At 28.9% G+C, this 20,596-nt stretch carries 21 protein-coding genes and 1 pseudogene; 3 read left to right on the top strand and 19 right to left on the bottom strand.

Features of this window, described 5'->3' with window-relative positions; translation table 11 throughout:
* Positions 1 to 162 precede the first annotated feature (162 nt).
* Entirely contained in the window at positions 163 to 456 is a 294-nt protein-coding gene (locus ACH5BF_RS10520) for a recombinase family protein (protein ID WP_423274192.1), read from the top strand.
* 219 nt (positions 457 to 675) lie between these two features.
* Here the strand turns inward: ACH5BF_RS10520 and ACH5BF_RS10515 are convergent, their stop codons facing one another.
* The 19 genes and pseudogenes from ACH5BF_RS10515 to ACH5BF_RS10425 form a co-directional block, all read right to left on the bottom strand.
* A complete protein-coding gene (locus ACH5BF_RS10515; protein ID WP_423274191.1) occupies positions 676 to 843 on the bottom strand; it encodes a cupin domain-containing protein in 168 nt (55 codons plus the stop codon).
* Between the two features lie 12 nt (positions 844 to 855).
* Positions 856 to 1,629, bottom strand: a complete 774-nt coding sequence (locus ACH5BF_RS10510) for an AraC family transcriptional regulator (protein WP_423274190.1) — start codon at positions 1,627 to 1,629, stop codon at positions 856 to 858.
* Positions 1,630 to 1,679: 50 nt separating this feature from the next.
* Complete coding sequence (locus ACH5BF_RS10505) at positions 1,680 to 2,270, bottom strand: LysE family translocator (RefSeq protein WP_423274189.1); 591 nt, start codon at positions 2,268 to 2,270, stop codon at positions 1,680 to 1,682.
* Positions 2,271 to 2,582: 312 nt separating this feature from the next.
* Positions 2,583 to 3,182: a leucine-rich repeat domain-containing protein gene (locus tag ACH5BF_RS10500; RefSeq protein ID WP_423274188.1), complete on the bottom strand. Its 600-nt coding sequence runs from the start codon at positions 3,180 to 3,182 to the stop codon at positions 2,583 to 2,585.
* Positions 3,183 to 3,191: 9 nt separating this feature from the next.
* Positions 3,192 to 4,283: a glycoside hydrolase family 3 N-terminal domain-containing protein gene (locus ACH5BF_RS10495; protein WP_423274187.1), complete on the bottom strand. Its 1,092-nt coding sequence runs from the start codon at positions 4,281 to 4,283 to the stop codon at positions 3,192 to 3,194.
* 61 nt (positions 4,284 to 4,344) lie between these two features.
* On the bottom strand, positions 4,345 to 5,079 hold the full coding sequence (locus ACH5BF_RS10490; RefSeq protein WP_423274186.1) for an IclR family transcriptional regulator: 735 nt from the start codon (positions 5,077 to 5,079) through the stop codon (positions 4,345 to 4,347).
* Between the two features lie 43 nt (positions 5,080 to 5,122).
* Positions 5,123 to 5,683, bottom strand: a complete 561-nt coding sequence (locus ACH5BF_RS10485) for a DJ-1/PfpI family protein (RefSeq protein ID WP_423274185.1) — start codon at positions 5,681 to 5,683, stop codon at positions 5,123 to 5,125.
* Between the two features lie 98 nt (positions 5,684 to 5,781).
* Positions 5,782 to 6,405 (bottom strand): annotated as a pseudogene (ureG, locus tag ACH5BF_RS10480) (urease accessory protein UreG); the annotation flags it as partial.
* 110 nt (positions 6,406 to 6,515) lie between these two features.
* Positions 6,516 to 7,166: an urease accessory protein UreF gene (locus ACH5BF_RS10475; RefSeq protein ID WP_423274184.1), complete on the bottom strand. Its 651-nt coding sequence runs from the start codon at positions 7,164 to 7,166 to the stop codon at positions 6,516 to 6,518.
* Positions 7,167 to 7,191: 25 nt separating this feature from the next.
* Positions 7,192 to 7,626 carry an urease accessory protein UreE gene (locus ACH5BF_RS10470; protein WP_423274183.1) on the bottom strand — a complete coding sequence of 145 codons (435 nt, stop codon included), beginning with the start codon at positions 7,624 to 7,626 and terminating at the stop codon, positions 7,192 to 7,194.
* A gap of 24 nt (positions 7,627 to 7,650) precedes the next feature.
* A complete protein-coding gene (gene ureC / locus ACH5BF_RS10465) occupies positions 7,651 to 9,351 on the bottom strand; it encodes an urease subunit alpha (protein WP_423274182.1) in 1,701 nt (566 codons plus the stop codon).
* Positions 9,338 to 10,030, bottom strand: coding sequence for an urease subunit gamma (locus ACH5BF_RS10460; RefSeq protein ID WP_423274181.1), 693 nt, complete (start codon positions 10,028 to 10,030; stop codon positions 9,338 to 9,340). Before ACH5BF_RS10460 ends, ureC begins: the two co-directional genes overlap by 14 nt.
* Before the next feature lie 11 nt (positions 10,031 to 10,041).
* Positions 10,042 to 10,794: an urease accessory protein UreD gene (locus ACH5BF_RS10455; RefSeq protein ID WP_423274180.1), complete on the bottom strand. Its 753-nt coding sequence runs from the start codon at positions 10,792 to 10,794 to the stop codon at positions 10,042 to 10,044.
* An 83-nt stretch (positions 10,795 to 10,877) separates the two neighbouring features.
* The gene (urtE, locus tag ACH5BF_RS10450) at positions 10,878 to 11,573 is read right to left on the bottom strand and encodes an urea ABC transporter ATP-binding subunit UrtE (RefSeq protein ID WP_423274179.1); all 696 of its coding nucleotides are present in this window, start codon (positions 11,571 to 11,573) and stop codon (positions 10,878 to 10,880) included.
* Positions 11,574 to 11,580: 7 nt separating this feature from the next.
* Positions 11,581 to 12,369 carry an urea ABC transporter ATP-binding protein UrtD gene (gene urtD, locus ACH5BF_RS10445; protein ID WP_423274178.1) on the bottom strand — a complete coding sequence of 263 codons (789 nt, stop codon included), beginning with the start codon at positions 12,367 to 12,369 and terminating at the stop codon, positions 11,581 to 11,583.
* Between the two features lies 1 nt (position 12,370).
* Positions 12,371 to 13,480 (bottom strand): urea ABC transporter permease subunit UrtC, encoded by a 1,110-nt coding sequence (urtC, locus tag ACH5BF_RS10440; protein WP_404307015.1) that lies wholly within the window; start codon positions 13,478 to 13,480, stop codon positions 12,371 to 12,373.
* A 4-nt stretch (positions 13,481 to 13,484) separates the two neighbouring features.
* On the bottom strand, positions 13,485 to 15,083 hold the full coding sequence (gene urtB, locus ACH5BF_RS10435; protein WP_423274177.1) for an urea ABC transporter permease subunit UrtB: 1,599 nt from the start codon (positions 15,081 to 15,083) through the stop codon (positions 13,485 to 13,487).
* Positions 15,084 to 15,130: 47 nt separating this feature from the next.
* The gene (urtA, locus tag ACH5BF_RS10430; RefSeq protein WP_423274176.1) at positions 15,131 to 16,408 is read right to left on the bottom strand and encodes an urea ABC transporter substrate-binding protein; all 1,278 of its coding nucleotides are present in this window, start codon (positions 16,406 to 16,408) and stop codon (positions 15,131 to 15,133) included.
* 97 nt (positions 16,409 to 16,505) lie between these two features.
* The gene (locus ACH5BF_RS10425) at positions 16,506 to 18,803 is read right to left on the bottom strand and encodes a response regulator (RefSeq protein ID WP_423274175.1); all 2,298 of its coding nucleotides are present in this window, start codon (positions 18,801 to 18,803) and stop codon (positions 16,506 to 16,508) included.
* A gap of 75 nt (positions 18,804 to 18,878) precedes the next feature.
* Here ACH5BF_RS10425 and ACH5BF_RS10420 point away from each other — a divergent pair, with 75 nt between their 5' ends.
* Together ACH5BF_RS10420 and ACH5BF_RS10415 are read left to right on the top strand one after the other, a co-directional pair.
* Positions 18,879 to 19,934: a hybrid sensor histidine kinase/response regulator gene (locus ACH5BF_RS10420; protein ID WP_423274174.1), complete on the top strand. Its 1,056-nt coding sequence runs from the start codon at positions 18,879 to 18,881 to the stop codon at positions 19,932 to 19,934.
* Positions 19,931 to 20,593, top strand: a complete 663-nt coding sequence (locus ACH5BF_RS10415; RefSeq protein ID WP_423274173.1) for a response regulator transcription factor — start codon at positions 19,931 to 19,933, stop codon at positions 20,591 to 20,593. The genes ACH5BF_RS10420 and ACH5BF_RS10415 overlap by 4 nt, the downstream gene beginning before the upstream one ends.
* Positions 20,594 to 20,596: the final 3 nt, after the last annotated feature.

The following is a 20,596-nucleotide window of genomic DNA, read 5'->3' as shown; positions in this document are numbered from 1 at the left end:
TATTATATTTAATATGCTCTTTCACGGAAAATTGATATAAGTACTTGTGTCATTAAAATAAGATGTTATTAATAAGGATATGACTAAATTATTTCTACTCGAACATAATAATCTGTTTACATATTTTTCTGTATATGGATATTAGTTCAACAAGCTGTACTTTTGGAGAATGTTCCAAATTTCAACTCTTTTTGGAATAGACTATTATTTACAATGTTAGGTGCTATTGCAGAGTTTGAATGTGATTTGATAAATGAACGTGTTAGAGAAGGAATTGAAGCTATAAAGAAAAAAGGTGTTCAGTTTGGTAGAAAAGCTATTCTAAGCACTAAAGAAAAGAATGTTATATACAAACAGCATGAAAAAGGAAAATCTGTTACTTTTTTATCTAAACTTTTTCATGTAGCTCGTAATATAATCTATAGAGCAATTAAAGATGTAGATAAAAAGAAGTAGTCAATTTGACTACTTCATCTGTTCAAGAATTCAACTCTTTTTGGAACGAGCCTTATGTTAAGAAAACTGTTCAAAAAGTAAGAGATTAAGGAATAAACTATTTAGGATTTTGTGTTCTATTTTTGTTGATAGTTAATCCTCTCCATAAGTCTAAGAATTCTAATCCACCTCAATGGGGGAGTAGTTTAACAATGTATTTATGTGCTTTTGTTTAAAAGTTTATAGATAATCTTCTCTAATTGGAGTAAATACATCAACTACTTCTCCAGCTTCAAGTATTTCAATACTATGTTCTAAGTTTGTTGGAATTGAGTATGAATCCCCTGATTCTAAGATTTCATCAAAGTTTCCAAGTCTAAATGATAATAATACCTCTATTGATGGCATTAAAATCCTTTTTTATTTTGTGATATATTCGTGTGCTGTTATACCATATATTTTTTTAAAGTGTCTATTTAAATGGGATAAATCGGTAAATCCAAATTCAACTACACAACCATATAAATCTTTTGTAATGTCAAGATACTTTTTTGCATGGATTAGTTTTGTGTTTAAAAAATATTGGTATGGAGACATACCTGTATTTGATTTAAACATTCTTATAAATTGAAATTTTGAGATATTAAACTCTTTTGACATCACTTCAATATCTAAAACATTATCAAGTTCATAATACATCATCTCTTTTGCTCTTTTTATAAACGAAGTTTCATTTGTATATGAACTCAGGAAATCTTTTTCTGAGAAGTTATCTATTAGATTAAGGTATAACTCACTGCAAAATGCTTCATCTTTTTGATTTAATATTGCACTTCCTAGATTTAAAATATCATTTTTAATTTTTTCATCATAGATAACTGGATTTGAAAACTTTACAATATCTTTTTTTTCTAATCCTTCTAAAAATAGTTCAGGTTTTATGTAAAGCATTACATAATCTAAACCCTCTTTATATTCCCCTGCTTTTCCATCATGTAGTTGTTCAGGGTTAAAAAGCATAACACCATTTTTATATGAAGATTGAGATACACCATCTAAACTATACTCTTGTACTCCTCTAAGTGTAACTCCAATAGCATATTCTTCATGGGCGTGTTTTTTATAAGAAAATTTATTCATACTAGCTTTTAGGGCAGTAATTCCTAGGGTATTTTTGTATATAAATTTGTCCATAAGTGATTATACTTAATTGTTCTTTTTTTTCATAGTACATTCTTGCAAATTTAAAAATAGTTACCAACTCCTGAAATCATATAAGCACAATAAACCAAAAATAATGATAGGACAATATTTGTAAATCTTTTGTATTTTTCTAAAAAGCTTTTTAGTATTTTCCCAAATAAAACCCAAGAAAAAAATGCAATAGCTCCAATTATTGTGATGATAAATGCAAAAACTAATAATTCATAAGTTAAAGAATAATATGGCATTACAAAACTAGGAAAAATAGTTAAACAAAATATCACTACTTTTGGATTAATAAATTGCATTAGAAATCCAGTTTTAAAAGAACCTACTTCTTTTTTATTTGTATTTGATAAATCCATATTAAAGATTAAGTAAGCTAAATAAAGTATATATATTCCTCCTATAATTTGCATCACTAAAAGTAAATTAGGAATATATTTTGTTAGCAAAGAATTAAATAAAACAGACAAAAATAAAATAATACCAAAAGCAAATGTTGCTCCATAACAAAACTCAATTGCTTTTTTAACTCCATTGTTTTGAACTGTGGATAAAATTACAATATTAGTTGGCCCTGGAGTAATAGTTATTAACAAACAATAAGTAATAAAAAATAATAAATCCATAAAAAATCCTAAAAATATTTTAGAAAGTATATATTTTTAAAAATTTTGTGAATAGTACATTCTTGCAAAAATTATATACATAAGTTCAGAAACATATGCAACTACAATTAAAAATATAGATAATAGGAAAGGAATAGTATTAATAAAAAACAATAAAGCTAGTATTTTCCATTAAGTCATAATTAAAACAGAAATATCCATTGTTCCCAAAAGTGTACTTTTTGGGTCAAATTAGGATTAGTAATATTAACTATACTAAAATTCTAGAAACTATCAGTTACTGACACAAAACTCTGAACAATCTTAAAAAAATCAAGAGTTTTGAAAGACTTTTAAGCTTTCAAACTCTTCTATCTTAAGTTCATTTTGCTTTATTTTATTTCCACTTACATCTAGTCTTTTTAGATTTTTTAGCGCTTTTAACTCTTTTGGTAAACTTTCCAATAAATTTCCACTAATATCCAAGTTTTTTAGACTTTTCATATTTGTTATTTCTTTTGGGATTTCTTTTATATTATTGTTTCTAATTATTACTCTTTGAAGCTTTGGCATTTTTAAAAGCTGTTTGGGAAACACTTCAAAACAGTTATCATTTAAGACTATTTTTTCTAAGTTTTTTAGCTTAGAAAATCCTAGTGGTAGCTCTTTTAGCTTATTTGAAGAGACATAAAGTGTTTTTAAGTTTTCAAGCTTAGAAATTTCAAAAGGCAAAGTTTCTAAAGTATTATTTCTAATATCAAGACATTCTAGCAAGTTTAAGCTAGCTATTTCATTTGGTAGCATCGAAATAGCATTGCTCCATAGATAGAGTTTCCTTAAAGAGCTCATTTCAAAGACCTCTTTAGGGATTTCTTTTAGTTTTTTATGGTTTAGATTTAAAGCTTCTTGATTTTTATCTTCAAATGTAAACATTGTTATTTTTCATATCTTTTGAAGTAATTTTTCTATCTTTTTATTTGAATCAACTATTTTATCAAGAGATATTTTTCCTTTTTGTATTTGAGAATAAACTGTATTTATTATCGTTTCAAGTTTTACTGGTTTTGCTAGTTGATTTGCAAAAAGCAAGATATTTACACCTGAGTTTATAGCTAAAGTTACTGTATCTTCTAAACTATAGTGTGAAGAGATAGCTTTCATTTGTAAATCATCACTTATTAAAACACCTTGATAATTTAACATATCTCTTAAAATAATAGTGTTTATATCATATGAAAGTGTTGCAGGATAGTTTCTATCCATCTCTTTGTTAAAAACATGAGCACTCATAATCATATCAACTTTATTATTTTGAATAAGGTTTTCGTATGGTTTCATCTCTTCTTGCTTCCAAGTTTTTGTTACATCTACAAAACCTTTATGAGAGTCCCCATAAGATGAACCATGCCCCGGAAAGTGCTTTAGAACAGAGATAACACCTTGTTTTCTTGACTCTTCTACAAAAATAGAAGCATATTTCACTACTTCATTTGGGTCTTTTCCATAAGATCTTTTAAGTTTATAGATTACTTTATTTTTAGAATTTACAGCTAAGTCTACAACTGGTGCGAAGTTTAGGTTTATTCCATTTTCTTTTAGCTGTTTTGCAAGTGTTTGATACTGTTGTCTTGCAAAACCTTCACCCATAGAAGAGACTTTTTGAGCAGAAGAAGTATAAGTAAATCCATAAGCAGGTTTTAGTCTTTGAACTATTCCACCCTCTTGGTCAATAGAAATTAGAAGTTTATCTTTTTTTATACTTTGAAGCTTTGAAGTTAAAGTTTTAAGTTGAGTAGGATTTACTATATTTTTTCTTTTAGTTTTATCATTTGGATCTTTATCAAAAAGAATAACCCCACCTAAATTGTAGTTTTTTATATCCTTATATATCTTGTCATTTGAAGATACATCTGTACCATTAAAACCTAAGACTACCATTTTAGCTATCATATTTTCTATTTGCTTTTTAGAGTAGTTTTCATTTGCAAATAAAGAACTAATTAGTAAAGTTAAAACAAAAAGTTTTTTAATCATCTTTTCTCATTTATATTAATATTTGATGAAGTTTTATCCAATTTTAGTTTAAACTTAGCAATTAACAAACTATATTATACCCTTCAACTAAATTTGAAATCTCTTTACCTAGTTTATTTATCTTTTTTAAATCAAGTCTATCTTTAGACCCAGATATACCAACTGCTCCAATTAAAATATTTTCATGATTAAATAAAGGTGTCGCAACACAACACATATTATCTTGAAACTCACTATTATCAATAGAATAGCCATTTTCTTGAACTTCTTTTATAGTTTGATTTAGTGCTTTAATATTTGTAATTGTATTGTGAGTATATTGATTTAATTTTAATTTATCTAAATTATAATTCCCAAAAGCAAGTATTGACTTACCTAAGGCATTTGTATGAAGTGGTGCTTGAAGACCTATATTATTTCTTGTTTTTATTTTTCTATCTGAGTTATCTACTTGATTTAAATATAAAACCTTATTATCATCCAAAACACCTAAATATGCACACTCATTTGTGTGTTTATGAATATGTTCTAAAAGAGGTTTTGTTCTTTCAACGAGGAGTTGGATTCTTGTTTTTTTAGAGTTTTCATCTTGAAGATTTTTTGAGATTATCTCATTTGAATTTTCTAGATACTCTATGTAGTTTTCTTCTTTTAAAGTTTGAAGTATTCTTGACATAGTACTTTTATTTATACCAAGTCTATCACAAAGTGTCATAGCTAAGATTGGCTTTCCATGATTTACTATTTCTTTATAAACTTGTAAACCTTTTGAAAGTGATTTCAATGAATCAGACATACTTTTCCTTTATGCAAAACTAAAAAATAGTTTTGCATAAATATTATAAAAGTTCATTAAATTTTGCAAGCCAAGTTGGATGAGCTGGCCAAGCTGCTGCTGTAACTAAGTTTCCATCAACATATGCATCTTCAAAACCAACATCAATCCATGTACCACCATTTTGATTTACATCTGGTGCACAAGCAGGATAAGAAGAACAAGTTTTATCTTTAACTACATTAGCAGCTACTAAAACTTGAATACCATGACAAACAGAAGCTATAGGTTTATTTGCACTATTGATATTTTGAACAATTTCAATAACTCTTGGATTTAATCTAATATATTCAGGAGCTCTACCACCTGGTATAACAAGTGCGTCATAAGAGTTCTCATCTATTTCATCAAATGAAGCATTTAAAGTAAAGTTATGCCCTTGCTTTTCCGTATAAGTTTGGTCACCTTCAAAATCATGAATTGCAGTTTTTATCTGCTCACCTGCTTTTTTATCTGGACAAACAACATCAACTTCATGACCTAACATTTTTAAACATTGAAAAGGAACCATTAACTCATAATCTTCTACAAAATCACCTGCTAAAACTAAAATCTTTTTTGACATCTTTTTCTCCTTAAAATTTTAAAAATATTATAAGAAGTCAACTTAATAGATAATATACAGAAAAGATTAATTTTTTTGAGTTTCATTATATGAAACTACTAAAGTAAAACCTCTAACCACTCTACTAGTTTTTCTAAACTTTTTTCATCCTTATTTGTGATAAAAAGTGAGGGTTTGTTTTTTCTATTGTTTGACACATCTTCTTTCATTTGTTCTAAATCTACTCCAACATATGGAGCTAAGTCAGTTTTATTTACTACAAGCAAATCACTAAAAAGTAACCCAGCACCCTTCTTTCTAGGAATATCAGCACCTTGTGCCACATCAATAACATATAAATAATAATCTATCAATTCATAAGAAAAAGTAGCACTTAGATTGTCTCCACCACTTTCTACAAAAATAATATCAGGGTTAAACTTCTCTTCTAACTCAACTACTGCTTTTTGATTCATAGAAATATCATCTCTGATTGCTGTGTGAGGGCACCCTCCTGTTTCAACTCCTAAGATTCTATTTTCATCTAAATCAAGTGTTTTTTTAAGGTAGTTTGCATCTTCTGTTGTATAAATATCATTTGTTACTATTCCTAAGCTATATTTATCTTTCAAAACATTTGTAAGGCTTTCAATCAAAGAAGTCTTACCACTTCCTACTGGGCCTGCTATTCCTATTTTTAGTGCCATTTTTTCTCCTGCTGAATAATTTGTAATTTTATCAACTAAATTTTGATTAGGTTTTTTATTCTAGTTCAAGACGGAAATAGATGAAGTTTACTATAAGTAAATAAATCTATTTACAACTAAGAAATAGGATAAAAAAACAATCAAAACTATGTTGCGAACATTTTGGGTTCTAAATTCTTATGTTTAAATATCACTTCTTCAAAAAGTGGATTAAAATTTGTGATTTTTTCATCAATATTTTTATAATCAAACTCTTCTAAAAATTCATCAAACTCAAATAAAAGTTGTTGAATTTGTGAGGGTTTTATTCTTGATATTTTAAGTGTTGCTGCACAGATGTTTATTAGATTTTTTTTAGTCCACATTACTATAAAATCTTCTATTTTTATATCCATATCAAAGGCTAGTGAGCTTAAAACTAAAAGTTCATTTCCTAAACACTTTTTATTTTCTATTTCTAAAAAGTACTCTTTTACTATTTGCTTTTGGGGCAATGTTTTTGTTTGAGCAAAATAGTTTTCACCTATATGTTTTGAAGCTTTTGCATACTCAAAAGTAAGATATGCTCCTAGATTTTTATCAAGTTTTTTTAACACTACTAGATTTTCACTACTTAAAGCCTCATAAACTTTTTTGATATATACAAACTCTTGTTTTGCATACTGATCATAAATAAAGTTTTTAAGATAATCTCTTAGAGTATCTATATCTTTTACTTCCTCTAAAACCATATGAGGTTCAAGTCCAAAAGAGTGAACAAAAACACCTGAGGGAAAACTTCCATCAAGTATTTGCAAAAATCTACTTAAGCTTTTCAAAGCCTTAGTGTGAGTGGTGTGCTTTTCCATTTGGTTTAAAATACCCTCTTGTTTTTTCTACTTTTATAGATTCATTTTTATAACAATCTTTGATAATATCTTCAATAGATATATCATCTAAAACCACTATTTTCGACTCACTTATTTGTACTGGTTGATGTCTATTTCCTATCTCATAAGCAGTTTTTGCAAAGCTAAGTGCATCTTTAAACTCTAAGATATAAATCATATCTTCACTTCTTGAAACTTTGATAGTAAAGCCATCTTCATCAACTAAAATATCATTTTCATGCAAGTGCGTAAACTTGGCTTTTATTATAAAATCAACACCATTTTTACTTACAGCTGTTAAGTTTGGCTTTTGCATATCAAACCATGATAACTCAACCTCATCATCAAAACTGATGTCTTTTTTTATCTCTATTATTTTTTTAATCATTTTTATTCCTTAAAAGTGCCCATTTTAAAATAAGAAGTATTTCTTAGCCATTGGCACTTCACTTACATAATTTGACTCTATTAGTTTTCCATCAACTCTTACATCATAAGTTTCAGGGTCAACCTCAACCTCACCTATAAAATCATTTAGTTTCATATCTTTTTTGCCTATATTTCTTGTGTTTTTTACACTTAAAACTTGTTTGTTTATTCCAAGTTTACTAGCTAGATTTTCACTTGCTACTTTTGAAGTAAAAATTGCACTTGTTTTAGCACTAGCCTTTCCTAAACTTCCAAACATAGGTCTATACATATTTGGCTCAGGTGTAGGAATAGAAGCATTACTATCTCCCATCATAGCAAGTGCGATGAATCCACCTTTTATTACAAGCTCTGGTTTCACTCCAAAAAATGCCCTATTCCATAAAACTAAATCAGCCATTTTTCCAACTTCAACACTTCCCACATACTCATCAATCCCACAAGCAATGGCAGGGTTTATAGTGTATTTTGCAATGTATCTTTTGATTCTTTCATTATCACTTTTTTCATCATCACCCTCAAGAGCTCCTCTTTGTTTTTTCATAGAGTCAGCAACTTGCCAAGTTCTTATTATTACCTCTCCTACTCTTCCCATAGCTTGTGAGTCAGAACTTGTAATAGAAATAGCTCCTATATCTTGTAGTACATCCTCAGCTGCAATAGTATTTCCTCTGATTCTACTTTCTGCAAAGCTTACATCCTCTGGAATTTTAGGACTTAAGTGATGACAAACCATAAGCATATCAAGATGTTCTTCAATAGTATTTTTTGTATATGGAAGTGTTGGGTTTGTACTTGAAGGTAAGATATTTGCTAAACCTGCAACTTTCATAATATCAGGGGCATGACCACCACCAGCACCTTCACTATGGAAAGTATGAATAGTTCTATTTTTAAAACTATCAACCGTATTATCCACAAAACCTGACTCATTTAAAGTATCTGTGTGAATCGCTACTTGTATATCAAAATCATCTGCAACACTAAGACATGTATCAATAGCCTTTGGTGTACTTCCCCAGTCTTCATGAAGTTTAAGTCCCATAGCTCCTGCTTCTATTTGCATTTTTAAAGCTTCGTAACTTGAACTATTTCCTTTTCCCATAAATCCAAAGTTCATAGGTATATCATCTACACTTTGAATCATCTTTGATATATTCCATTCACCTGGCGTACAAGTTGTGGCATTTGTTCCTGTATTTGGCCCAGTACCACCTCCAAGCATAGAAGTAACACCACTTGCTAGTGCTTCATCAATTTGCCCAGGAGAGATATAGTGAATATGTGAGTCAATTCCCCCTGCTGTTATGATTTTTCCCTCAGCTGAAAGTATTTCTGTGTTTGCACCAATCTCTAAACCTTCACTAATACCATCACAAAGATTTGGATTTCCTGCTTTTCCAATAGCACTAATTAAGCCATCTTTTATTCCAATATCAGCTTTATAAATTCCTGTATAGTCAATAATAGTGGCATTTGTAATAATCAAATCACAAGTAACAGTTGCTGTTGGACTTTGAGCCATACCATCTCTAATAGTCTTACCCCCACCAAATTTAACCTCTTCACCATAAGTAGTATAATCTTTTTCAATTTTCGCTATTAATGAAGTATCAGCTAATCTAAATCTATCACCCTTTGTTGGACCATACATAGAAGCATATTTTTGTTTACTTATCTTCATCACACTCTCCTAAAAACTTCTCTAAATTTTTCTTAGCTTTTTTCTTAGTTTCTTCATCATCTAAAAAGCCTTCAACTAAACCATTAAAACCACTCATATATCTTTTTCCAGTAAAGGCAACTAAATCAACTTGTTTTTTAGAACCTGGTTCAAATCTTACAGATGTTCCAGCAGGCACATCAAGTCTTTTTCCATAAGCCTCAAATCTTTCAAAATCAAGCTCTTTATTTACCTCAAAGAAGTGATAATGCGAACCTATTTGAACTGGTCTATCCCCTTTGTTTTCTACTTCTATTGTAGTAATCTTGGCATTTTCATTTAGTATAAGTTCTTCATCATCTACTAAATACTCTCCTGGAACTTCTATATCTTTTGGAGTTGGTATTGGATTATGAACAGTTACTAATTTAGTTCCATCATCAAAAGTAGCTTCTACTTGAACCATAGAAATCATAGAAGCAACCTCTGGCATCACATCATCTTGTTTTAAAACTTTAGTTGCATCAACCATAAGCTTAGCTACACTTTTTCCATCTCTAGCACCTTCTATAATATATGAAGTAATAATTGCTACAGCTTCTGGATAGTTAAGTTTTAAGCCTCTATCTTTTCTCTCAAGGGCTAATTTTGCTGCTATATAAATTTGCAGTTTTTCTGATTCACGATTTGTAAGAAACACACTTTCTCCTTTTATTGTTTTCCTAAATTAAACTCTTTTTTATTTAGACTTTTTCTATATAAAGCCCAAATAAAAAAGATTTCTTTTCTTAAACTATTCATATTCTCATGGGATATTACAGCTATAAGCATTTTTTGATTTGAAGAGTAAGTTATACTTTCAAAACCACTTTTATAAACTTCATTTAAAAACTCTTCATTGTTATTTGTTTTGATATAAAGCTTGGCAAAAAAGTTTTGTTTACTTTTTTTTCTTTTCATATAATCTTTTAGTTGTACTCCACTTACATCAAACTTTTCTTGATACTCTAAACTTTTGTTTTCATAAAAAGAGTTTTTCATAAGCATAGAAGTAAAATCAAAGTTTTCATAACTTCTTCCACGACTTAAAATATCAGTATAAAAAAACGTACAACTTTCATCGAAAGTTAGCCTAAAAAGTTGTATATATTTTGATTGTTCATACAAAATCAACTCGTCATTTATAAACTCCAAGTTCGCGCCTTTTTGAAGTTTGATATTGATATAGTTGATTCCATACTCTTTTTTTGATTTATAAATCTTAGTTGCAGATTCAGTTGTAAGAACTAAGTTTGATTTATTTAAAGATACTTGAAGTTTAATCCTATCTTTTGGAAATATCCCCTCACCTATATTTAAAAGTTTTATATAGTTTTCATCTTCGTTAAAATAGTAATATCGTGAAGGTAAAAGTAGTTTATCTAAACTAAATACATCTTCTTTAAAATCAAACTTTATGCTCATAAATCCTCTTTATATGTTTATAATTTCAAAATATTCTAACTAAAAAGTTTTCATCATTTTTTCTACACTTGTATATAAAACAATCAAACCGACATATATTTGTTTACAATCTCATCACTTAGTTCATTGATTTCACCATTTGCAACAACACTACCTCTATCTAATACATAAAAGTCATCTCCATGTCGTCTTGCAAAAGGAAGTTTTTGCTCAACTAACATAACTGTCATATCCTCTTCTTTTGTAAGATAATCAATAACCTCACCTATTTGAGCTACGATATTTGGTTGTATTCCCTCACTTGGTTCGTCCAAGATTAGAAATTTTGGGTCTATACATAAAGCCCTTGCAATTGCAAGTTGTTGTTGCTGACCTCCACTTAAGTCTCCACCTTTTCTTTTTTGCATATCTTTTAAAACAGGGAAAAGCTCATAGATTTTTTCAGGTACTTTTTTGATTTTATTTCTATTTGCTAGAACTCCTATTTGAAGATTTTCTAAAACTGTAAGTTGTGAAAATATCTCTCTTCCTTGTGGTACATATCCTATGGCAATACCTGCTCTTTTATGGTCACTAAGTTTTGAAATATCATTTCCATCATATAAAAGCTGTCCATCTTTTATGGGAAGTAAGCCCATGATTACTTTACTTAGTGTTGTTTTTCCAACACCATTTCTTCCCATAATACAAGTGCATCTACCTTTTTTAAGCTCTAAGCTTAAATCCCAAAGAGTATGACTTTGTCCATAGTATTGATTTATTTTTTCTATTTTTAACATAATGTTTTTACTCTCCTAGGTATACTTGTCTTACTTTCTCATTGTTCTGTATAGCATCCATACTTCCCTCAGCTAAAACAGAACCCTCATGTAAAACTGTAACTTTTTTAGCGATACTTCTAATAAACTCCATATCATGCTCTACAACTACAACTGCATTATCTTTTGCTAGATTTGTTAGAATCTGGGCTGTATTTTCCACTTCTTGAGGAGTCATTCCTGCAACTGGTTCATCTACTAGTAGAAGTTTTGGTTCTTGCATTATTAGCATTCCTATTTCTAACCACTGTTTTTGTCCGTGGGATAAAATACCTGCTTCTTTATGAACTAAATCCTTAAGTCCAATAAGCCCTAAAGTTTCATCTATCTTATCTTTTTGCTCACCATTTAGTTTTGAAAATAGAGTTTTAAAAAATCTCTTATCATCTTTCATGGCAAGCTCTAGGTTTTCAAAAACTGTATTGTTCTGAAAAACAGTTGGTTTTTGGAACTTTCTTCCAATACCTATTTGAGCGATAGTTGGCTCATCAAGACCTAGTAAATCAACAGCCTCACCAAAAACTACATGGCCTTCATCTGGTCTTGTTTTTCCAGTTACTACATCCATCATAGTTGATTTTCCTGCACCATTTGCACCAATAATACATCTAAGCTCACCATAATTTATGGAAAAACTTAGATTATTTAAAGCCTTGAATCCATCAAAACTAACACTTACACCATCAACTAAAAGGATTCTATCTCCTTTTTTTAAATCACCTACATTTTGTTCATTTTCATGTTTTAATAGTTTCATCTTAAGCCTTTTTTAGTTTTGAACTAAGTTGTGAAAACACACCCACAACTCCCTTTGGTAAATAAAGTGTTACTACTACAAATAAAGCACCTAAAGCATATAACCAAACCTCAGGAAGGGCTGATGTAAAGTATGTACTTGCAAAACTTACAACTATAGCTCCAATAATCGCTCCATATAAAGTACCTCTTCCTCCAATAGCAACCCAAATCACAAGCTCAATAGAAAATAAAGGAGAAAATACACCAGGATTTATAATTCCAACTTGTGGCACATATAAAGCCCCTGCAATTGCAGCTAACACAGCTGATACTACAAAGATAAACAGTTTGTATTGCTCAACTTTGTATCCTAAGAATCTTACTCTACTTTCTGCATCTCTAATTGATATAACAACTCTTCCAAGTCTTGAATTTATGATAAATCTACAAACTAAATACCCTAAAACTAAAGCTAAAAAAGTGATGATTAAAAGTGCAACCCTTGTTGTGTCACTTGATAAATCAAAACCTAAAATGTCTTTAAAATCTGTAAGTCCATTGTTTCCACCAAATCCCATATCATTTCTAAAAAATGCTAACATTAAAGCATAAGTTAAAGCTTGAGTTATGATTGATAAATAAACTCCAGTAACCCTACTTTTAAAAGCTAGGTATCCAAATACAAAAGCTAAAATTCCTGGAATTAACATCACCATTAAAAAAGCAAATAGTGGATTATCAAAGCCTTGCCAAAACCAAGGTAACTCTTTTAAGTTCATAAAAACCATAAAATCAGGTAAATCTGGATTTCCATAAACACCTCTATCGCCTATTTGTCTCATAAGATACATAGCCCAAGCATAACCACCAAGAGCAAAAAATGCTCCATGACCAAGACTTAAAACTCCTAAATATCCCCAAACTAAATCCAAAGCCAAAGCTAAAAGTGCAAAGGCTAAATACTTTCCTAAAATAGTTACTGTAAAAGTTGAGATGTAAAATATTGAATCACTTGGAACAAATAAATTACAAAAAGCAACTACAAAAACTACTACTGCTAAAGAAGAAAGAACTATCTTTCCTCCTTTGTCATTTTCTAATATTTTTAAAATTAATGCTTTTCTTTCCATCTAATTAATCCTCAACATCTCTGCCCTTTTGAGGAAATAATCCTCTAGGCTTTTTTTGTATAAATAAAATAATAAACACTAGAATAATAACCTTAGCAAGAACAGCTCCTGAAACAGGTTCTATAAACTTGTTTATCTCACCTAGTGTAAGGGCTGCTATAAATGTACCCCAAAGATTACCAACTCCACCAAATACAACTACCATAAAACTATCAACAATATAAGCTTGTCCTAGGTTTGGTCCTACATTTGTAAGTTGAGATAAGGCAACACCCGCAACACCTGCTATACCTGAACCTATACCAAATGTGATTGCATCAATATAGTTCGATTTTATTCCCATAGCTCTTGCTATTGGTCTGTTTTGAGAAACCGCTCTAACTTTTAATCCAAGAGAAGTTTTTTTCATCACAAATAAGATTGCTAAAAATACAGCAAATGCAAATATAATGATATAAAGTCTGTTGTATGTTAAAAACAGCGTACTATTTACTTCTAAAGCTCCACTCATCCAAGATGGTGTTTTTACTTCTTGATTTAAAGGCGAGTAGATTGTTCTAACTAATTGTTGTAAAATCAAACTAACCCCAAATGTTGCTAAAAGTGTTTCAAGTGGTCTTCCATAAAGATGTCTAATAACCAATCTTTCAATTAAAATCCCAACAATACCACTTACAATAAAAGCAGCAGGAATAGCAATAAGAACCGAGTACTCAATAAGTCCTGGCATAACTTGCTGAATTGTATAAGTTGTATATGCTCCAATCATAATAAGCTCACCATGAGCCATATTAATAACCTTCATAACACCAAAAGTAATAGCTAAACCAATAGCAGCTAAAAGTAGAACAGACCCCATACTTAAACCAAAAAATGCAGTTTCAATAAAAGAGTAAAAAGACTTACTTGATTCAATACTTTTTATTGATTTTTGGGCAGTTTGAACTAAAACTTTATCTTCACTGCTGTTTTTAATCTCATTTAATGTTTGAAGAGATTTAGAAGATAAAAACTCTCCTAGTTTTTTTGTAGCTTCAATTTGTTTTTCTTTTGTTGAAGCATATTTTGCATCAAGATTTGTTTTTATTTCTTCTAAAACCTCTTTTACATCGCTACTTTTCTCTTTGTTTAAAGCTTCTAAAACTAAAGCTTGATTTTTTACATCTAAGTTTTTAAGTAGATTTTTTGCTGACTTAAGTCTTTTGTCTTCATTTTTTGAAAAAAGATTTAATTTAGCAAGTGATTCTTTGATAACACTTCTTAATTTATTGTTTATCTTTATCTTTTTAAAATCATATTTTGATTTTTTATCTAAAGTTTTTTTTGAGAAAACCTCAACAGTTAAATACTCATTTTCTATTTTCTCTTTTAAAAAAACTAAACTTTTATCTTCCTTTGTATAGTAAAGTTTACCCTCAAGTACAGCTTGTAAAATTTCTTCTAAATTATCATTTGTTGAGTATTTTGAAGTTAGATTTAAAATAGCTTTTTCTTTGTTTTTAAAACTATTTGTAATTAAAGAGTTTGCCTCTTCTTTTAAAGTATTTGCATAAGTAAAACCTACTAGCAATAAATTAAGTAATATTATTTTTAAAATATTCATATTAACCTTTCATTATAAAAGTATGGAAGAGAACTTCCATACTTTTATTAATTTGCACCTATACATTTATTAGTTTTTGTGTTGTAGTTTCCACAATTAACTGGTTTAGTCCAGTCAGAAATCAAGTCTTTACTTCCTGGTAAAAAGTCAGACCATGCATCACCTGCAACTTCACCATCTGTTTGCCATACAGTTTCAAATTGACCGTTTTCTTGAATCTCACCAATTAAAACTGGTTTTGTTAAATGGTGGTTTTTAAGCATTTTTGCAGTTCCACCTGTAAGGTTTGGAACAGTAATACCAATCATTGCATCTCTTACTTTATCAACATTAGTAGTTCCAGCTTTTTCTACAGCTTTTACCCACATGTTAAATCCAATATAAGTTGCTTCCATTGGGTCATTTGTAACTCTTTTATCATCTTTGATAAATGTTTTCCACTTAGAAATAAACTCATCATTTGCCTGAGACTCAGCACTTTGGAAGTAGTTCCATGCAGCTAAGTGACCAACTAAAGGTTTAGTATCAATTCCTGACAATTCTTCTTCACCAACAGAGAATGCAACTACTGGAATATTTTCAGAAGTAATACCTTGGTTTCCTAACTCTTTATAAAATGGTACATTTGCATCACCATTGATTGTAGAAACAACTGCTGTTTTCTTCCCAGCACTACCAAACTTCTTAACATCACTTACAATACTTTGCCAGTCAGAGTGACCAAATGGTGTATAGTTAACCATAATATCTGAAGCAGCAACCCCTTTTGCTTTTAAATATGCTTCTAAAATTTTGTTTGTTGTTCTTGGATATACATAGTCAGTTCCTGCTAAAACCCATCTTTTAACACCAACTTCATTCATTAAGTAATCAACTGCTGGAATTGCCTGCTGATTTGGCGCAGCACCTGTATAAAATACATTTTTAGAAGACTCTTCCCCTTCATATTGAACAGGATAGAATAATAAACCATTTAACTCTTCAACCACAGGTAAAACAGATTTTCTAGATACTGATGTCCAACATCCAAAAGTAACATCTACCTTATCTTTAGTTAAAAGACCTCTCATTTTTTCTGCAAATAAAGGCCAGTTTGAGGCAGGGTCAACAACTACAGGCTCTAATTTTTTACCTAGTAGTCCACCTTTTTTATTTTGCTCTTCTATTAGCATTAAAACTGTATCTTTAAGTGTTGTCTCACTAATAGCCATAGTTCCTGATAAAGAGTGTAAAACACCAACTTTAATTGTATCAGCAGCTTGTGCCATTAAACTCATACTAACCAACGCCGAAGCAGCTAAGGCTTTTGCAAATCTTTTCTTCATGAATTCTCCTTTTTAATTCAAGTCATCTTGACTTCTAAAAAGAAGTATAAAAAAGAAGTGTTGTTTTAGTGTTGTTTTTTAGATTAAAAATAAAGACTTAGTGTATATATTTTATACACAAGTCATTTATCTTACTGTAGTTAAAATCATCTAGTAGGACTTTTATATAAGCCTTTTGATCCTCTAATAGTTTATAAGTTTCAAGAAGTTCAACTATCTTATCTTCATTCATATCTAAACTATATTTTTTTAATAGTTCAAAAAAAGTTTTAGAGATGCCACTAAAACTATCTTCTATATTTTCTACTTTTACAGTTTTAGGTAAAGTTTGAGGTTTTGAACTTAGATTTAAATATTTTGAGATTTTAGAAATAAGTTCATTTTCATCTATTGGTTTACTTATGAAGTCATTTGCACCACAAGCTAAAGCTTGTGTTTTATCTTCCTCATATACATTTGCAGAAATAGCAATAATAGGCAAGTCTAAATTTAATTGTTCTCTTATTATCTTCATAGTTTCTAAACCATTTAAATCCTTCATCAAAATATCCATACATACTAAATCTATATCATACTTTGAGATTAACTCCAAAGCTTCTTTACCACTACTTGCTTCATATGTTTTAAATTTATATTGTTCTAATATTTTACAAATCAAATCCCTATTTACTTTTATATCATCAACCACTAAGATAGTTTTATTTTTATTTTCTATTATTGGATTAGTCTCAAACTCTAAAACATCTACTTTTTTAACTTTATCTTGTGATAATTCATATTCAATACTAAAAAAGAATTGAGTTCCTTTATTTATTTGGCTCTTAACATAAATATCTCCACCCATTAAAGTAACTAACTCTTTAGTAATAGATAAGCCAAGACCTGTTCCTTTTAGTTTAAACTCATCATCAACTTGCTCAAATGGCTTAAATATCTTTTCTAAATCTTCTTTTTTTATTCCTTTTCCACTATCTTTTACTTCAAAGAAAAGCTTTTTATTTTTTTCATAAATATTTACTATAATCTTTCCTTCTTTATTGGTAAACTTTAAAGAGTTTCCTAGCAGATTTATAAGTATTTGTTTTAATCTTTGCTCATCTGTTTTTATATATTTAGGAAGAGTTGATAAGAAATTTATCTCAAAATCAATATCCTTTGATTTACATCTAAAACTAAAAATTGAGTCAATCTCTTTTACTAAATCATGAAAGTCAAAACTTATTGGTCTTATCTCAATTTTTCCTGCTTCTATTTTTGAAAGTTCTAAGATTTCATTTATGATATTCAAAAGATGTTTACCACTTTTTTGTATGATATTTAAACTCTCTTTTTCATTTTTGTTTATAGAGGTTGATTTTTGAAGTAAACTTGTAAAACCTAAGATAGCATTTAGTGGTGTTCTTAATTCATGGCTCATTCTTGCTAGGAAGATGGATTTTGCTTTATTTGCATTTTTGGCTTCATTTATTGCTATTTTTAACTTAGATTCACTACTTATAAGTTTTGTAGTATTATCTTTAAAAATCTCTACAGCACCTATCATATCACCTATTTCATCATCGTATTTATTTTTTTCTAACTCAACACTCATATCATTTTTTGAAAGTCTTAACATGATTTTTCTAAGTAAATCAAGGGGGTAAACTATTCTAAAAAGAATAATAAAAAAGGAAGTTAAAAATATAAGTATAGATAAAACCACAATCACATTTACATTTAGTTCTTGTTGTTTTACTACATTAGCAGCCTCAATAACTTTTTGTTTTGTTCTTTTTTCAAAGGCTTTATAAAAAGTATCTAAAGGCTTCATAATTCTAATCTTTGCCTCATGATACTGCCTTGAGTGCATAATCTCTCTTGCTAATTTAAAATTTGGTTTATCTTTGATTGTATAGTTTCCTTCACTATCTTCAAAGATACCTTTTACGGCATTCATTGCTTTATGCTCTAATCTTGTCAAATCATCTGATTCATTTTGTGAAGTAAAAAGTAAGTTTAACTCCTCATCTGGGAAGTTTGCTTCTTTCATCAACTGTCTTAAAGGTATTTTTTTTCCATCAAGTTTTGCCACACTTCCATCAATAGTTAAAAAATCCCAAAAAATACCATTATATCTTTGGGGTCTTGGTTTTAATCCATTTCTTATATCAAGAACAGTTTTATACTGCTGTTCAAACATAGGATTTCCTGTTATTACATATGTTCTTGCCATTCTTGTTAAATCATCACTACTTTGTCTTAACTCATGGGCTAAGATAAGTGATTTGTATTGCATTTCATAAGCGTCTTCTAAATCAATGGTTGCTTTTTGATATTTATTAATCACAATTGCCATACTTATAAAAGCAACTGTATTAAAAATAAACAGCAACATAAAAAGTTTCTTCAATTTCACCTAAAATCCTAAATCTATCTTTATATCTATTTGCTTATAATTGTAACAACTAGCAAAAGCAAAAAGAGTAAACATATGAATAGAAAATATACAGTACTTATAATAGATGATAAAATTGAAAACTTAAAGTATTTAAAAGAGATTTTAAAAGATGAACCTTATGAATTAAAAGCAAGTCCAGATGCACTATTTGCCATAGAAGCAGCAAAAGAAAATCCACCAAATCTTATACTTCTTGATATAAAAATGCCAAATATCGATGGTTTTGAAGTATGTAAAATAGTAAAAGAAGATGAAAAACTAAAAGAAATACCTATTATTTTTATAAGTGCTTTAGATGATGTTTCTATAAAAGTAAAAGCTTTTGAACAAGGTGGTGTTGATTATATTACTAAGCCTTTTGAACAAGAAGAAGTAAAAGCTAGAATAAAAACTCAACTTCAAATCTATGAAAACAAACAAACAATCTCAAAGTTACTAAATCAACAAGACTTTTTTTTAAAAAAAATCATTCATGAAATAAATACTCCTTTAAGTGTAATCTCTTTAAATGTAGATAGTTTAGAAGAACAAATAGGACAAAAAGAACAACTTGAAGTTATAAAAGCCTCTTCAAAATCACTCTCATCAATCTACAATGATTTATACTTTTTAACAAAAAAACAAACAAGAGAAAAGTCAAATGAAAAGATAGATTTAATTTCATTTTTATCTTCAAGAGTACAGTTCTTTGATGAGATTGCAAAAACTAAAAACATTCATATTCATCTTGAAATATATAAAGAGTTTGAGCTTTTTATGGATAGATATGAACTTGAAAGAGTAATTGATAACACCCTTTCAAATGCCATAAAATACTCTTTTGAAAGTGAGGATATAGAAATAGTTTTAGATTATGAAACAGAAGGGAAAATTGAAGTAAAAAACAAAGGTATTATTATAGAAGATACAGACTCAATTTTTGAAGCATACTATCAACAAAAAAATAAAAATATTGGCTTAGGTTTAGGCTTAAATATTGTAAAAGAGATTTGCCAAAACAATAAAATACAAATAGATATAAAATCAAGTAAAGAAGAGACAAGTTTCTCTTATATTTTTCCAACAAATATGACAAAGGAAGTTTTATGAAAATACTATTATTAGAAGACGACCATAATCTAAATAAAATCATAAAAGTTTCCTTAGAGAAAAAAGGTTTTTTTATAGATAGTTTTATAGATGGATATAAGGCTGTTGATAAAATACTAAATGATAGTTATGATTTATATATATTAGATGTAAATGTTTTAGGTTTTGATGGGCATAAAACTTTGGAATTTATTAGACAAAAAGATATAAATACTCCTGTCATTATGATAAGTGCAAAAATTGATATTGAAAATATCAAAAAGTCATACAATCTTGGATGTAATGATTATATTAAAAAACCTTTTGATTTTGAAGAGTTGTATCTGAGAATTGAGTATCATTTATCTCATTTAAATTTAGAGAAAAATAGTGAGCTATTAAAAGACTTAGGCAATAATTTTTCTTTTGATTTAATAGAGCAAAGACTTTATAAACATAAACATGAGATTGATTTAACTACAAAAGAAAAGCTTCTTCTTACACTTTTTTCAAAAAATATCAATAAAACAGTTACAAATGAGATGATTCATGAGTATGTATGGAGTTCAAGACAAATGCAAACAGTTAGTATGAGAAGTGTAATTCATAAATTAAAACAAAAATTAAAAAGTGGAATGATTATAAACTTAAGAGGTGTGGGATATAAATTGATTAAATGAGTT

Origin of the sequence: Arcobacter pernae, from assembly GCF_049472135.1 — a bacterium.
Taxonomy (GTDB): Bacteria; Campylobacterota; Campylobacteria; order Campylobacterales; family Arcobacteraceae; genus Arcobacter_B.
Note: the sequence above shows the minus strand (reverse complement) of the source record. Positions and strands in the feature narration are given on the sequence as shown.